13 protein-coding genes are annotated in these 13,956 nt (G+C 65.7%); 7 read left to right on the forward strand and 6 right to left on the reverse strand.

Annotation, left to right across the window (positions count from 1 at the left end):
* Positions 1 to 30: 30 nt before the first annotated feature.
* On the forward strand, positions 31 to 441 hold the full coding sequence (locus H7692_RS08315; RefSeq protein ID WP_201928795.1) for an acyl-CoA thioesterase: 411 nt from the start codon (positions 31 to 33) through the stop codon (positions 439 to 441).
* A gap of 66 nt (positions 442 to 507) precedes the next feature.
* Here H7692_RS08315 and H7692_RS08320 read toward each other — a convergent pair whose 3' ends face one another.
* From H7692_RS08320 to hflK, 6 genes are all read right to left on the reverse strand, one after another.
* On the reverse strand, positions 508 to 957 hold the full coding sequence (locus tag H7692_RS08320) for a hypothetical protein (protein WP_222135394.1): 450 nt from the start codon (positions 955 to 957) through the stop codon (positions 508 to 510).
* Positions 958 to 967: 10 nt separating this feature from the next.
* The gene (locus H7692_RS08325) at positions 968 to 2,572 is read right to left on the reverse strand and encodes a helicase HerA-like domain-containing protein (RefSeq protein ID WP_201928793.1); all 1,605 of its coding nucleotides are present in this window, start codon (positions 2,570 to 2,572) and stop codon (positions 968 to 970) included.
* Between the two features lie 72 nt (positions 2,573 to 2,644).
* A complete protein-coding gene (locus tag H7692_RS08330) occupies positions 2,645 to 3,013 on the reverse strand; it encodes a VOC family protein (protein ID WP_201929083.1) in 369 nt (122 codons plus the stop codon).
* 116 nt (positions 3,014 to 3,129) lie between these two features.
* Positions 3,130 to 4,626, reverse strand: a complete 1,497-nt coding sequence (locus tag H7692_RS08335; protein ID WP_227340026.1) for a trypsin-like peptidase domain-containing protein — start codon at positions 4,624 to 4,626, stop codon at positions 3,130 to 3,132.
* Between the two features lie 134 nt (positions 4,627 to 4,760).
* Positions 4,761 to 5,612, reverse strand: a complete 852-nt coding sequence (gene hflC, locus H7692_RS08340; protein WP_201928791.1) for a protease modulator HflC — start codon at positions 5,610 to 5,612, stop codon at positions 4,761 to 4,763.
* Positions 5,612 to 6,772 (reverse strand): protease modulator HflK, encoded by a 1,161-nt coding sequence (gene hflK, locus H7692_RS08345; protein WP_222135390.1) that lies wholly within the window; start codon positions 6,770 to 6,772, stop codon positions 5,612 to 5,614. The genes hflC and hflK overlap by 1 nt, the downstream gene beginning before the upstream one ends.
* Positions 6,773 to 6,862: 90 nt before the next feature.
* Between hflK and H7692_RS08350 the strand changes: the two genes are divergently transcribed.
* The 6 genes from H7692_RS08350 to H7692_RS08375 all read left to right on the forward strand — a co-directional run bounded on the left by H7692_RS08350 (position 6,863) and on the right by H7692_RS08375 (position 13,932).
* Entirely contained in the window at positions 6,863 to 7,837 is a 975-nt protein-coding gene (locus H7692_RS08350; protein ID WP_314816677.1) for an Mrp/NBP35 family ATP-binding protein, read from the forward strand.
* A 2-nt stretch (positions 7,838 to 7,839) separates the two neighbouring features.
* On the forward strand, positions 7,840 to 8,262 hold the full coding sequence (locus H7692_RS08355) for a CoA-binding protein (protein ID WP_222135389.1): 423 nt from the start codon (positions 7,840 to 7,842) through the stop codon (positions 8,260 to 8,262).
* Positions 8,259 to 8,855 (forward strand): hypothetical protein, encoded by a 597-nt coding sequence (locus H7692_RS08360; RefSeq protein WP_222135388.1) that lies wholly within the window; start codon positions 8,259 to 8,261, stop codon positions 8,853 to 8,855. Before H7692_RS08355 ends, H7692_RS08360 begins: the two co-directional genes overlap by 4 nt.
* A gap of 47 nt (positions 8,856 to 8,902) precedes the next feature.
* On the forward strand, positions 8,903 to 11,191 hold the full coding sequence (locus H7692_RS08365; protein ID WP_222135387.1) for a xanthine dehydrogenase family protein molybdopterin-binding subunit: 2,289 nt from the start codon (positions 8,903 to 8,905) through the stop codon (positions 11,189 to 11,191).
* Complete coding sequence (gene hemH / locus H7692_RS08370; RefSeq protein ID WP_222135386.1) at positions 11,188 to 12,183, forward strand: ferrochelatase; 996 nt, start codon at positions 11,188 to 11,190, stop codon at positions 12,181 to 12,183. The genes H7692_RS08365 and hemH overlap by 4 nt, the downstream gene beginning before the upstream one ends.
* Before the next feature lie 96 nt (positions 12,184 to 12,279).
* The gene (locus tag H7692_RS08375) at positions 12,280 to 13,932 is read left to right on the forward strand and encodes a DUF1963 domain-containing protein (RefSeq protein ID WP_222135385.1); all 1,653 of its coding nucleotides are present in this window, start codon (positions 12,280 to 12,282) and stop codon (positions 13,930 to 13,932) included.
* The last annotated feature ends 24 nt before the right edge of the window (positions 13,933 to 13,956 follow it).

A 13,956-nucleotide genomic window follows, 5' to 3' on the forward strand; every position in this document is an offset into this window, starting at 1 on the left:
TCACAAAATATTGACATTAGTGTAAGCGATATGACGGCTGCATCGCTTCCCCATGACCATGACATCACCGTCGGACCCGAGGTCATCGACTTCATGGGGCACGTCAACAACGCCCATTATTTGAGCTGGGTGCAGGAGGCGGTGCTCGCCCACTGGCGCAAGATCGCGCCTCCCGACGCGGTGGCGCAGCATCTGTGGGTCGCGCTGAAGCACGAGATCACCTATCGCCGCCCGGCTTTTCTTGACGATCAGGTCATCGCGACGGTGATTCTCGAAAAGGTCCAGGGCGCGCGCGCCTTTTACGAAACCATCATCAAGCGCGGGGAAGATGTACTCGCCGAGGTCAAGTCGAGCTGGTGCTGCCTCGACGCCGACACGCTCCGTCCGGCGCGGCTCGCCGGCGACGTCATCGCGCGCTTCTTTCCCGGCGAAAAGGCCTAGGCGGCAGCGAAGCGGCCCGGCAGGCGCTTGAACCTGCCCACGAAGCCCGCTTCGGCGCGCGCGGGGTCAGGCCGGCGCGGGCGCCCCCGCCGGCATCGCCTCGGACCATTCGGCGCGCGCCCTGCGGATCATCTGCTTCAGCGCGTCGCCGTGGCGCTGCCAGGCTGCGGCGCTGTCGGCGGTCCATTCGGCGCCCGCAGCGGCGCCTAGCTCGGCGATGGTCATGTCGATGAACGCGTCATATTCGGCGATCGGCAGCGACCCGTAGCTGCGATGGGTAAAAACCAGCTCGGCGACGAGCGGCCACACCCACGCCTCCCCCTGCGCGAGTCCCAGCATCATCTGCAGCGTTTCGTCGGTCATCCGCCGCGAAGCCGCATCGACCGAGATGAAGGTCGCGCGGCGCTCCGGAAACGCCGCGAAGAAGCTCGCAAAGAGTGAATGACGGATGTCGATGCCTGCCGCGCCGACGGCGGCAAGGCTCGCTTCCATTAATGCAGAGTCGGATTCGGTCATCTTGGCGAAGTCAACGCATCAGTCCGCCGATAAGATTGCGGACGAAACGCCCAACCATTGGCCCGCCGAGATCGGTAGCCACCGACCCTGCCGCCGAAGTTGCAGCGTTGCGCATCGGATCGGATCGCGACTTCTTTCCAAGAACCGCTGCCGCAGCAATCGATGCCGCCGATCCCGCGACCGCACTGGCGGCGCGTTTCGCGGCTTTGCCCCATATACTCGTGCTCTTGCGTTCGCGCTTGCCGACCTCCTCACGCCCCTTTTCGGCTACTTCATTGGCGGTAGCGGCAGCGTCGAGCGATTTCTGTGCAATGACCTCTTCGGCACTTTCTCGATCGACCCGCGTGTCATACTTGCCTTCGATCGGCGAGATCGACTGGATGATCGCACGCTCTTTAGGGGTCAGGGGACCGGCGCGCGAACAAGGCGGCTTGATCAGGGTGCGCTCGACCGGCGACGGCGCACCGTCGGCCAGCAGCAGCGAAACCAGCGCTTCGCCAACTTTCAATTCGGTGATCGCGCGCGCCACATCGACCGTTGGATTCTGGCGAAACGTGTCTGCGGCGGCCTTGACCGCCCTTTGATCGCGGGGAGTGAATGCGCGCAGCGCATGCTGGACCCGGTTGCCAAGCTGGCCGGCGACTTCTTCGGGCACGTCGATGGGATTCTGCGTGACGAAATAGACGCCCACCCCCTTTGAACGTATCAGCCGCACGACTTGTTCGATCTTGTCGATCAGTGCTTTGGGGGCATCGTCGAACAACAGATGGGCTTCGTCGAAGAAGAAGACCAGCTTGGGCTTTTCGGGGTCCCCGACTTCCGGAAGCGTCTCGAACATTTCGGCGAGCAGCCACAGCAGAAAAGTCGCATAAAGCTTGGGGCTCGCCATCAGCTTGTCCGCGGCGAGTATGTTTATATAGCCGCGCCCCTGTTCATCGCACTGCATCATATCATCGATCTCAAGCGCCGGTTCGCCGAAAAACTGCGCTCCTCCTTGAGTTTCGAGCGTCAGCAGCTGACGCTGAATCGCGCCAATGCTCGCCTTCGTCACATTGCCATATTTGGCGGTCAGATCGGCGGCATGAAGAGACGTATAGGCCAGCATCGACTGCAAATCTTCGAGGTCGAGCAACAGCATTCCCTGTTCGTCAGCGAAACGAAAGACGATGTTCAGCACGCCTTCCTGCGTCTCGTTGAGTCCCATCAGCCGTGCGAGCAGCAGCGGCCCCATTTCGGAGATCGTCGTGCGCACCGGATGGCCCTGCTCGCCGAACAGGTCCCAGAAGATCACGGGATTGTCGCGATAGACCCAATCGCCGTCACCGATTTCGGCGGCGCGTTTTGAAAAGGGTTCGTGCGTCTTGGCGGTCGGGCTGCCCGCCATCGCCATGCCGGACAGGTCGCCCTTCACATCGGCCACGAAAACCGGGACGCCGACCGCCGAAAAGCTTTCCGCAAGCCCCTGCAGCGTCACCGTCTTGCCGGTTCCGGTCGCGCCGGCGATGAGGCCGTGACGGTTCGCGCGCTTGAGCACGAGCGACTGGCGCGGCCCGTCCGCCGCCCCGCCGCCGCCAAGGCCGATATAGATTTCGCTCGCTTCGCCGCCGTTGCTCACGCCCGTCTCCTCCGCTGTCCTGTCTACCAGGGTCTAGAGCGGAGGGTCAGGAAATCAAGGCGGCGCCCTTCGTCAGCCCATCACAAAGGCGTTGAGCTTGTTGCCGTCGAGATCGCGGAAATAGGCAGCGTAGAAAGTGTCGCCGCGCGGTCCCGGGGGGCCTTCGCAGGTGCCGCCATTGGCGAGCGCAATGTCGTAGAGCCGCTGGACCTGTTCCTTGTCCTTCGCCGCAAGCGCGACCATCACGCCATTGCCGACCGTCGCCGCATTGCCGTCGAACGGCTTGGTCAGGCCGATACCGGCACCCCCGCCTTCCTTGCCCCACGCGATGAACCCGTCGAATTCCATCATCCGCGGCACGCCAAGTTCGGCGGTCAGCGCGTCATAGAAGGGCGCGGCCTTGGCAAGGTCGTTGGTGCCCAGCGTCACATATCCGATCATCGTCATTCTCCCGACTCACCTATCGGAACATAATAGGAACATCGTGCGTTGCTCGCAAATGAAAAAGGGCGCCGCCCGGAATCCGGCGCGGCGCCCTTCATCAATATCGACCGGCCTTAGCCCGCGATGCGAATCGCAATGAACCCCGGCGGCACGCCGCGACGCAGGATCTCGAGCTTCACCGCTCCGCGGCCCGCGCGCTTCGCCTCTTCGACGACGGCGGCGAGCGCGTCGGCCGAGGCGACGGGCTTGTCGTTTGCGCTAAGGATGACATCACCGCGGCGCAGGCCTTTGCGGCCCGCATCGCTGCTGCCGCTGACCGCTGCGATGACCAGTCCCTTGGTGGCGGTGTCGACGCCAATCGCGCGTGCAATGTCCGGGGTGACCGTCTGAACCGCCATTCCGAGCCGCTCCTGCACCGCCTGGTCGCCGCTGCCCGCCGGATCGTCCGGAAGCGTTTGTTCGGCTTCGGGGTCGAAATTGCTGCCCGCCAATTCTTCCTCGGGCGGCCGCGTTCCCACGACAACGTTGAGCGTGATCGTCTTGCCGTCGCGAACCACCTCGAGCGGGATGCGCGTCCCGGGTTTGATGTTGGCGACGATGTAGGACAGCGTCTGCTGCGGCGTCACTTCCCTGCCGTTGACCTTGGTCACGACGTCGCCGCGCCGCAGTCCGGCCTTGGCAGCGGCCTGCCCTTCTTCGACGCGCTGGATCAATTCGCCGCGATCTTTGCGCAGCCCGAGCGCGTCGGCCATATCCTCGCTCACCGGACCGATCGCAACGCCCAGATAGCCGCGCTGCGGACGCTCGCCAGCGCGCAGCGCGTCGATGACCGGAATCGCCGCTTCGGCGGGGATGGCGAAGTTCACGCCGATATTCGCGCCGACGGGCGAGATCAGCATATTGTTGATGCCGACGACATTGCCCTGAAGGTCGAACAGCGGGCCGCCCGAATTGCCGCGGTTGATCGCGGTATCGGTCTGGATATAGCGGTCATAGGCGCCGCCCTGCCCGATGTTGCGCTGAACCGCCGAGATGATCCCGGCCGTGACCGTCGAACCGAGGCCGAGCGGATTGCCGATCGCGACGACCCAGTCGCCGACGCGAGCCCGGCTGCTGTCGGCGAATTTGACGAACGGCAGGCCAGAAGCCTCGATCTTGAGCAGCGCAAGGTCGGACGCGGCGTCGCGACCGACGATCTTCGCCTTATATTCCTTGAGGTTGGTCAGCGTCACCGTGACCTCGTTGACCGCCTCGCCGCGCGGGCCGCCCGAAATCACATGATTGTTGGTGACGATATAGCCGTCGCTGGAGATCAGGAAGCCCGATCCGCCGCCCTGCTGTTCCTGCGTGATCGGCTCGCGCGTTCCGGCAAAGGGATTGAGGCGGACGCCGAGCGTCACCTCCTGCTTGGTCGAGATATTGACCACGGCAGGCTGAAGCTGCTCGACAAGGTCGGCAAAGCTTTCGGGCGCGCCCGACCGGGGGACGGCGCGCGCGATTTCGCTCGACTCATTTTGCGCGACCTGGGCGCCGACGGGCGACTGGGTGACCAGCGCCAGCGCCGAGCCACCGACCAGCAAAGCCGAAGTGATGCCATAAACATAACGCACGATCGCAAATCCTCTTCTCTTACGAATCTTACGGAAACCCGCGGACCCCGGCGCCGGTTATCTGGCGCCCTGCGGCTGAACGCCATTTGAACATGAACGGCTCTTGCACGAACCGTTCATCGTCGATGTCGGCATCAGTTCCCGCGAAAACGTTTCAGATATTCATTTTCCGGCGACAGGATGATCGACGTTCCGCCCTGGTTGTTCTCACCGAGGAAGGTCTGTCGATAACTCTGCATTGCGCGGTAGAAGTCGTAAAATTCGGGATCCTTGCCAAAGCTTTCGGCATAGATGCGCGCGGCCTCGCCGTCCGCGCTGCCGCGGATGATCTGCGCTTCCTTTTGCCCTTCGGCACGGATCGCTATCGCCTCTTGCTGTCGGGCCGTGCGCATGCGGTTGTATGCGGCCTCCAGCGTCGCCCCCAGCGGGAGGTCGGCGCGCTTGATCCGCACATCGATAATCTCGGCGCCATATTTCTGTGCCTCGCGGTTCAGCGCGACCTGGATATTGTCCATCACCGCGCCGCGTTCGGGCGAAAGCAAGGTCGCGAAAGTGCGCTTGCCAAGCTCGTTACGCAGCGACGAGCCGAGGATCGTCGCCAGCTGTTGCTGCAACCGCTCTTCGGTACGGATCGCGGTGTACATGCGCACCGGATTTGTGATGCGGAAACGCGCAAAGGCATCGACCTGCAACCGCTGCTGGTCGGTCGACAGCACCTGCTGGCGTTCCATGTTGATGCCGAGGATGCGCTTGTCGATAAATTGGATGCCGTCGACGAAGGGCATCCGCATCGCCAGACCGGCACCCGACTCGCCGAACTCCTCGTTCGGTTTGTAACGGTTTACCGTCCCCTGAATCTCGCCGAAGCGCAGAATCAGCGCCTGCCGGTCTTCGGGCACGATGGCCAGCGTCTGCGACAGGATGACGAGCAGGGCGACGCCGGCAACAAGCAACCGGACCGGATTGGCCAAAAGCGATCGAAACATCACTGGCCTCCCTTCGGCGCGTCGGGCACCGCCGTTATCCGGCGCTGAACTTGATCGAGCGGCAGATAGGGCGTCACCCCGCGCGCTTCGACAATGGTCTTGTCGACGTTCGACAACACTTGCTCCATCGTTTCATAGTAAAGGCGCTGGCGCGTCACGCCAGGCGCAAGCCGGTACTGTTCGTAGATCTTGTCGAACGCCGCCGTGTCGCCGCGCGCGCGTTCCAGCACCTGTTGCTGATAGGCACGAGCAAGGTTGATCGCCGATTCGCGTTCCTGCCGCGCCGCCGTCACCTCCTTGAACGCCTCATCGACCTGGCTCGGCGGGTCGACCTGGCGGATTGCGATGCCCTGGATCAGCACGCCGGCGCGATATTGATCAAGCAATTCCTGCATGCGGCGCTGCACCTGCGCTTCGATTTCGACGCGGCCGGGGCCGATCGCCTGGACGAGGTCGAAATTGGCGACGGTCGCGCGCATAGCGCTTTCGGCAACTTCGCGGATCGTGCCTTCAGGATCTGCAAGCTGAAAGAAGAACAGCTCGGGATCGCGTACCGACCACCGAACCTCATAAGCGAGATCTACGATGCTCTGGTCGCGCGTCAGGACGAAATTCTCGTCGGTCGCATTGGGCGAGCCAATCGCCATCGTGCGGATCGCCCGCACATCCTCCAGCCGAATCCGCTCGATCGGCGCAGGCCAGGTCAGCTTGACCCCCGGCGGGACGGTCCGCGTATAGCTGCCGAAACGGGTGACGACGCCCTCTTTCTCGGGCGGAACAATGTGAAAGGACGTGAAGGCGATCCAGATGAGGATGACGGCTCCGACGACCCATTTCCACATCCGCGCCGAATCGCCGAAGTTGAGGCCGCCGCCCCCGCCCGATCCGCCGCCGCCGAAGCCGCCGCGCCCCTTGCGGAGCAGCTCGTCGAGCGCCGAGGGACCGCGCGGCTTGCGGCCGCGGCTGATGTCGATCGGATCGGGCGTCACCCACGGGTTGCGCGGGCCGGGCCGCTTGCCGTCGTCGTCGCCCTTGTCGTCACCGCCACCCTTCGGGCCGCTCCCCCACGGGCTCTTGGCCATCTGGCTGATCTGATGGAAAAATTGCCGCAAGCCCTCTGGCGCGCGGCGTCTCATACTGCCTTCATTATCGTTGCTCATGCTGCTTTTATAGGGAGGACGCGCGCGATTAACAGGGGGGCAAGCGAAAATGGGTGGCAATCGCGCAAACCATGCCTATCTGCGCGGGACATGACCGATACCGCTCCCCTTGCCAGCATCGCGGCCGACCTGACCGGCGGCCGCGCCTCGGGCCTGCGCTTCCTCGACGAAGACGGAACGCTCGCCATCATCCTCGACGTTACGGGGCTTGCCGAAAGCGACCGCAAACCGCTTGAGGACAAACTTCGCGACGCGATGCTCGCAAGGCCGGGCGTCACCGCGGTACGCGTCGCGATGACCGCCGAGCGCAAGGGGCTGACGCTGATCGCCGTCGGCAGCGGCAAGGGCGGCGTCGGCAAATCGACGCTCGCGGCGAATCTCGCGGTCGCGCTTCAGCGGCGCGGGGTGAAGGTCGGGCTGGTCGACGCCGACATCTATGGCCCCTCGCAGCCACGCCTGATGGACAGCGAAGGCGTCAAGCCGGAGGCGCGCGGGCCCAAGCTGGTTCCCGTCCCCAATGCCTATGGCGTGCCGATGCTCTCGACCGGGCAGATCGCGGCGCCGGGACAGGCGATCGCGTGGCGCGGCCCGATGGCGGGCAAGGCGCTCGAGCAGCTTGTCGATGCGAGCTGGGGCGAGATCGACACGCTGGTTGTTGACCTGCCCCCCGGCACCGGCGACGTCCAGTTGACGATGATCCAGCGACACAAACCCGCAGGGGCGGTTATCATTTCGACTCCCCAGGACCTCGCGCTGATGGATGCGACGCGCGCGATCAGCTTTTTCGAGCAGGCCGACGTTCCGATTATCGGATTGGTCGAGAATATGGCGGGCTATGCCTGCCCGCATTGTGGCGAAACAAGCGACCCCTTCGGCAGCGGCGGCGCCGAGGCAGCGGCGGCTCAGATGGATATTGCCTTCCTCGGCCGTGTTCCTTTGTCGATGGGCATCCGCCTCGCCAGCGACGGCGGCGTGCCCCCGGCGGCCGGAACCGACCCGCAGGGCGAGGTGTTCCATGCGATAGCCGCGAAGGTCGCGGACTGGCTGGACGCACGAAAGGGCTGAATATGGCGATCAACGACGAAGGCGAAATCCGCGACCTGCTGGGACAGTCGCGCCGCATCGCGGTGGTCGGCGCGTCGCCCAATCCCGCGCGTCCGTCGAACGGCGTCCTCGCCTTCCTCGTCGCGCAGGGGCATGATGTGATCGCGGTGAACCCCGGCCATGCCGGATCGACAATCCACGGCGCCCCCGTCGTCGCGAGCCTCGCCGACGTCGAACCGCCCGCCGAGATCGTCGACATCTTTCGCAACAGCGAAGCCGCAGGCGGCGTGGTCGACGAAGCGATCGTCCACGGTGCCAAGGCCGTGTGGATGCAGATGGGTGTCGTCAACCAAGCGGCGGCCGGGCGCGCGGAAAAAGCCGGACTGACCGTCGTAATGGACCGCTGCCCCAAGGTCGAAATTCCGCGGCTCGGGCTCCTGCGTTGAGGTTCATCGCGCTCCTCGCTACTGCCGTCGGCCTTGCCGGTTGCGCGTCGACGCAAGCGGCGACCGACCCGCAGGACGCCTTTTTTGCGGCACTGACGGCCCATTGCGGCAAGGCTTATGCCGGCCAGCTCGTTTCGGAACAGGAGGCGGACGCCGCGATGCGGGGGAAGCAAATGGTGATGCATGTCCGCCGCTGCACCCCCGACCGCATCGAAATCCCCTTTCACATCGCGGGGATGGCCGATGACGGCGGCTGGGATCGTTCGCGCACATGGATTGTCACGCGAACCGCGACGGGCCTCCGGCTGAAGCACGACCATCGCCACGCCGACGGCAGCGCGGACGAGGTAACGATGTATGGTGGCGACACGCTGACGCCGGAAAGCGCAATCCGGCAAGAATTTCCGGTGGATGCCGAGTCGATCGAACTGTTCGAACGAACGGGGCGCAGCGTATCGACAACAAATGTCTGGGCGATCGAGACGACCGACGCCGGCTATGTTTACGAGCTGCGCCGCGCGGGCCGCCTGTTCCGTGTCGCCTTCGACTATAGTCAGCCCGTCGCGCCGCCGCCGGCACCCTGGGGCTGGTGAGCGAAAGGCTTTGCCACGCCGACTCGCGCTGACTATCAGCAGCGGGCATGACCGGCATCCGCGACAAGGTTGGGAAAGGCAAGACGCGCCTGCCGCACGTCAGCCGCCGTTCGATCCTCGTCGGCGCAACCGCCGCGGGCGGGCTTGCCGTTGCATGGGCACTATGGCCGCGCGCCTACGGCCCGAACCTCACCGCCGCGCCCGACGAGCATGTCTTCAACGCCTTTCTGAAGATCGGCGACGACGGCCATATCAGCGCGATCGTCCCACAGTGCGAGATGGGCCAAGGCGTCACCACGCTGCTGCCGCAGATCATGGCCGACGAGCTCGGCGCCGATTGGCGCACGATCGCGGTCGAGACCGCGCCGATCAGCCCGATCTATGCCAACACCCTGCTCGTCGACGAGGACAGCGCGACCTTCACCCCGCGCAGCGGCGTCCCCGACGCCGTGCAGGATGTGCGGTCGTGGGTGCGCCGCGAATGGGCGGTGCGCAACGCCGTCATGCTTACCGCGAACTCGTCGTCGGTGCGGATGTTCGAAGGGCCGTGCCGCGACGCTGCGGCGCAGGCGCGGGCCTTGCTGATGAAGGCGGCGGCGCGGCGCTGGGATGCCGATTGGGAAGAATGCGATACGCAGGACGGATTCGTCACGCTCGGCACCAAGCGGTTGCGCTTCGGCGACCTCGCCGCCGAGGCAGCGACGCTCGATCCGCCAGCCGAACCCGTCTATCGCGCCAGCAGCGCCGATCCGCTCTACGGCAAGGAACTGACGCGGCTCGACCTTCCGGCCAAGATCGACGGATCGGCCAATTACGCCGGCGATATCCGGCTTCCCGATATGGTGTACGCCGCGATCCGTCAGGGGCCGCTTGGCGCGACGCGGCTCAAATCGATCGACCGCAAGGCGGGGATGGCGTCGCCGGGCCTGCTCCATATCGTCACGCACGAGCGCTGGATCGCGACGGTCGCGCGCAACTGGTGGGCGGCGAACCGCGCGCTCGACCGCTTTGCGCCGACATTCGAAACCGAAGGCGCGCCGATCTCGAACGATATGATCGATGCAGCGCTGGTCGCGGCGCTGGACGGCGACGGCTATCGTGTCGCGAGCAAGGGCGACGTCGCCGAAGCAATGGAGGGGCGGCGGCAACTGACTGCCGAATTTCTTGTCGCCCCGGCGCTCCACGCCTCGATCGAGACGCGCACCGCGACCGCTGCACCCGACGGCGACGGCATCCGCGTCTGGGTCGCGACGCAGGCACCGACGCAGTGCCGCGACGCCATCGCACGCGCGACCGGCCTGCCCGAAAATGCGGTGACGCTGTTTCCGATGATGGCGGGCGGCTCGTTCGACGCCTGCCTTGACCATAGTGTCGCGGTGCAGGCGGCGATCATCGCGCGCGAGATAAAGCGGCCGGTCCAGCTCGCCTGGTCGCGCGCCGAGGAAATCATGCGCGTCGCCCCGCGCGCACCGGCGCGGGCGAAACTGTCCGCGACGCTCAACGCCGCCGGGGGTCTCGACGCACTGGTCACGCGCATCGCCGTTCCGTCGACCAACCATGAAGTCCGCGCGCGCCTGTTCGACAACAGGCCCGCCGACGAAGCGCAGCGCGCCTCGGTCGGGCGCCCGGATGCCGCCGCGGTCGAGGGGGCGGCCGCGCGCTATGCGATTCCGCATTTTGCCGTCGATCATTGTCCTGCCGACATCGGCCTGCCGACGGCGCGCTGGCGCGGCAATGCCGACAGCTACACTGCCTTTTTCACCGAATGTTTCATCGACGAACTCGCGGCGCGCGCCGGGACCGATGCCCTGTCCTATCGCATGGCAATGCTCGGCGATGCGCCCTTGCTCGCACGCTGCCTGCTGACCGTAACCAGCCTCGGCGGCTGGGAGGGCGGGCTTGCCGGCACGGCGCAAGGCCTTGCCTGCCATTCGATGCGCGGCAGCCACATCGCGCTGATGGCGACCGCACGGCAGAGTGACAGGGGGTTGCAGGTCGAACAGCTTGTGGCGGTGGTCGACGCGGGGCGCCTCGTCAATCCGGCGGTCGCGCGCCAGCAGGTCGAGGGCGGGCTGGTCTTCGGCCTCGCCGCCGCGGTCGGGGCGACCACCGATTATGAAGGCGGCGTCGCGACCGCGCGCAAGCTCCACCAGCTCGGCCTGCCGCGCCTTTCGCAATGCCCCGAGATCATCGTCGAATTTGTCGACAGCGACCGCGACCCCGGCGGACTCGGCGAAGTCGGCGTTCCGGTTGTCGCCCCGGCCATTGCCAATGCGATGTTCGCCGCAACCGGCCGCCGCATCCGCCGCCTGCCGCTGTCGGCGCATCCGCTATGACGCTCCCGTCCGGCCATCCTCCCGTCACGCCGTCGCAGGTCGGCGTCTTGCTCGTCAATCTCGGCACGCCCGATGCGCCCGAGCCGCGCGCGGTGCGCCGCTATCTCAAGCAGTTCCTGTCCGACCGCCGCGTCGTCGAAATCCCGGCACTCCTGTGGCAACCGATCCTGCGCGGAATCATCCTGACGACGCGCCCACGAAAATCGGCGCGCGCCTACGCACAGGTGTGGACCGATGCCGGATCGCCGCTTGCCGCGGTGACGCAGGCGCAAGCGGCATCGCTGCAGACGATGCTCGGCCCGGACATCCGCGTGGCGCACGCCATGCGCTACGGCGAGCCCGCGATCGGATCCGCGCTCGACGTGCTGATGTCCGCAGGCTGCCGCCGCATCCTCGTCGCGCCGCTCTATCCGCAATATTGTGCCGCGACGACCGCGACCGTGGTCGACGCGGTCGGCGCGCATCTCGCGACGCTGCGCTGGCAACCGACGCTGCGCTATTTGCCGCCCTATCACGACGACCCGGCCTATATTGCGGCGCTTGCCGCCTCGGTTCGGGCGCAGCTGGCGGCGCTCGATTTCGCTCCCGACGTGCTGCTCGCGAGTTTTCACGGCATGCCCGAGCGCACACTGCATTTGGGCGATCCCTATCATTGCCATTGCCAAAAGACGGCGCGACTTTTGTCCGAAGCGCTCGGCCGCCCGGTCGAAGTCGCGTTCCAGTCGCGCTTCGGGCGCGCCAAATGGCTCGAACCCGCGACCGACGCACGGATCGAGGCGCTCGGCCGTGAAGGCAAAAGCGTCGCTGTCGTGGCGCCTGGATTCTCCGCCGACTGCCTCGAAACGCTGGAGGAACTTGCGATCCGCGGGCGCGAACAATTTGTCGCGGCGGGCGGGCAGAAATTCGCCTATCTCCCGTGCCTTAACGACAGCGGCGACGGCATGACGATGCTCGAAAACCTCGTCCGGCGCGAACTTTCAGGCTGGCTCTAACCGGCCTGTCGCTTACCTGCTGTTTAGAACCTTGATCTAGACTGATCCGGTATGGCGCCGGAATGGCGACTGCTGGACAGGTCTGGAGATCAATGAATGAGTGACATCGAAGCGGCGGCCTTGCGGCTCGCCTTGTTCACTCTGGCCTTTCTCGCGGTCGTCCTGCTCGTCTGGTGGTTTCGCAGGCCAAAGGTCGAGCATGCAGGGCCCAAAGCTCCGCGCCTCGGCATAGGGGGCGGTTTGGCAAAGTTGCGGCGCCGGGATCCGGACGTCGAAGAGGTGGAAATCGCCCCGGCACGGCTGGCCCGCGTCAGCGGCTCGGCGCCGCTTGCCCCGCTTCCCGAAGCCGAATTTGACGACGCACCACAACCCGGCACCGCTTCTTCCGCCGACACCGCTGCGACTGCCCGGGAAGTCACCGAAAACCCGTCGCCGGTCGAGCCGGCGGTTGCCTACGTTTCCTCGGCCTTCGAACCGGAAATTCCGGCTCCCGCCCTCAGCGAAGAGGGGTCGGAAACAACCGCTGCGCCCGAAGTGCCCGCCGATGAGCTGATCGAGGCGGTGGCGCTACAGGCAGAAGCTGCGGCCAACCTGCCCACGCCTGAACGCTGCGCGGCAACTTCGGCCACTTTCGCGCCGCGCTTCCCGCCGCACGGCGACGCGCCGATTCACAGCTGGCTCGGCGGGCGCCCCCGCCTCCCTGAAACGATGGAGTGGCCGAAGGTCGACGGTCGCGAGGGCGATTTCCTTGCACAGATTTCCTGCGCCGCATTGCCACCGATGATCTGGGACGGCGTCGGCCCCCGCTCGGGCTGGCTCGCCTTTTTCGCCAATCCCGACAGCGGAGCACCTGCGGTGCTCCATCTTGCCGAGGATGGTCCGCCGCGCGATCCGCCGCACCCGGTCGGCGCGTTCTGGTCGCCGCCCGGACCCGGCCTTGGGGGCTTTGCACGCCGCGCATTCCCCGAATGGCCCATCGATCAGGTCAACGGACACGTGGCGCTGTGTTCGGACGTCGCCGACGCAAGCACCGAAGCCTATGACGTTGCCGATCCTGCCTTCCACCCTTTCGACTGGGACAGCCTGACGGCGATGATCGGCCTTCTCGAAAGCCGGCGCGACCGGCTTGACGTCGATGGCGTGGCGCCCGCCGATGCCAGCGACGAGCTGGCGCAGGCGGTCGCAGACGCCGCGGTCGCCAACCGGTCCGCCGACGCGCGCATCCGCGAAATCATCGCCGTCGTGCGCGAAAGCGCTGGACAGGGCAGCTTCACCGCCGCGGGGGCTACGGCGGTGATGGAGGGGCTGCAGACGATCCGCTGGAACGAGGTCGTCACGCACACCGACCCAGAAACCGGCGAGGATCTGGTCGAAACGCTCGAACTGCCGCTCACGCGTCACCATCCGGCCGCCGATCTGTGGGTCGACGACTGGCGGGCGCTGCTAGCCGATCATGCGAAACACGCCTGGTGCGCCGATCGCAATCGACTCCCCGAACCGCTGCGCGCCGCACTCGAGCCCGAATGGCAGCGAATGGTCGCGGCCGAGACGGTCGTGCTGGGCGGAAGAGCCGGCGGCTTTGTTCCCAGTTTCGATGCCGACTTCGACGCCATTCTGTTGCATCTTCCCGCCAGCGCACTTTTCAACCGCAGCGCTGCGACAGGGAATGGCGCAATCGTCGCGATCCGAAAATCCGACCTGGCTGCGGGCAATTTTTCCCGCGTCAGGATGCTGCGCCGCGCTGAATAGCATTGCGGTTGACGTTCCGGTCAA

Source organism: Sphingopyxis sp. P8, from assembly GCF_020622175.1.
GTDB lineage: Bacteria > Pseudomonadota > Alphaproteobacteria > Sphingomonadales > Sphingomonadaceae > Sphingopyxis > Sphingopyxis jiangsuensis.

Excerpts from the sequence above, each read along its gene's own strand:
- hemH (WP_222135386.1), top strand. The coding sequence starts at position 11,188 with ATGACGCTCCCGTCCGGCCATCCTCCCGTCACGCCGTCGCAGGTCGGC.
- H7692_RS08315 (WP_201928795.1), top strand. The coding sequence starts at position 31 with ATGACGGCTGCATCGCTTCCCCATGACCATGACATCACCGTCGGACCC.
- H7692_RS08320 (WP_222135394.1), bottom strand. The coding sequence starts at position 957 with ATGACCGAATCCGACTCTGCATTAATGGAAGCGAGCCTTGCCGCCGTC.
- H7692_RS08330 (WP_201929083.1), bottom strand. The coding sequence starts at position 3,013 with ATGATCGGATATGTGACGCTGGGCACCAACGACCTTGCCAAGGCCGCG.
- H7692_RS08355 (WP_222135389.1), top strand. The coding sequence starts at position 7,840 with ATGGCGATCAACGACGAAGGCGAAATCCGCGACCTGCTGGGACAGTCG.
- H7692_RS08350 (WP_314816677.1), top strand. The coding sequence starts at position 6,863 with ATGACCGATACCGCTCCCCTTGCCAGCATCGCGGCCGACCTGACCGGC.
- hflK (WP_222135390.1), bottom strand. The coding sequence starts at position 6,772 with ATGAGCAACGATAATGAAGGCAGTATGAGACGCCGCGCGCCAGAGGGC.
- H7692_RS08375 (WP_222135385.1), top strand. The coding sequence starts at position 12,280 with ATGAGTGACATCGAAGCGGCGGCCTTGCGGCTCGCCTTGTTCACTCTG.
- H7692_RS08365 (WP_222135387.1), top strand. The coding sequence starts at position 8,903 with ATGACCGGCATCCGCGACAAGGTTGGGAAAGGCAAGACGCGCCTGCCG.
- hflC (WP_201928791.1), bottom strand. The coding sequence starts at position 5,612 with ATGTTTCGATCGCTTTTGGCCAATCCGGTCCGGTTGCTTGTTGCCGGC.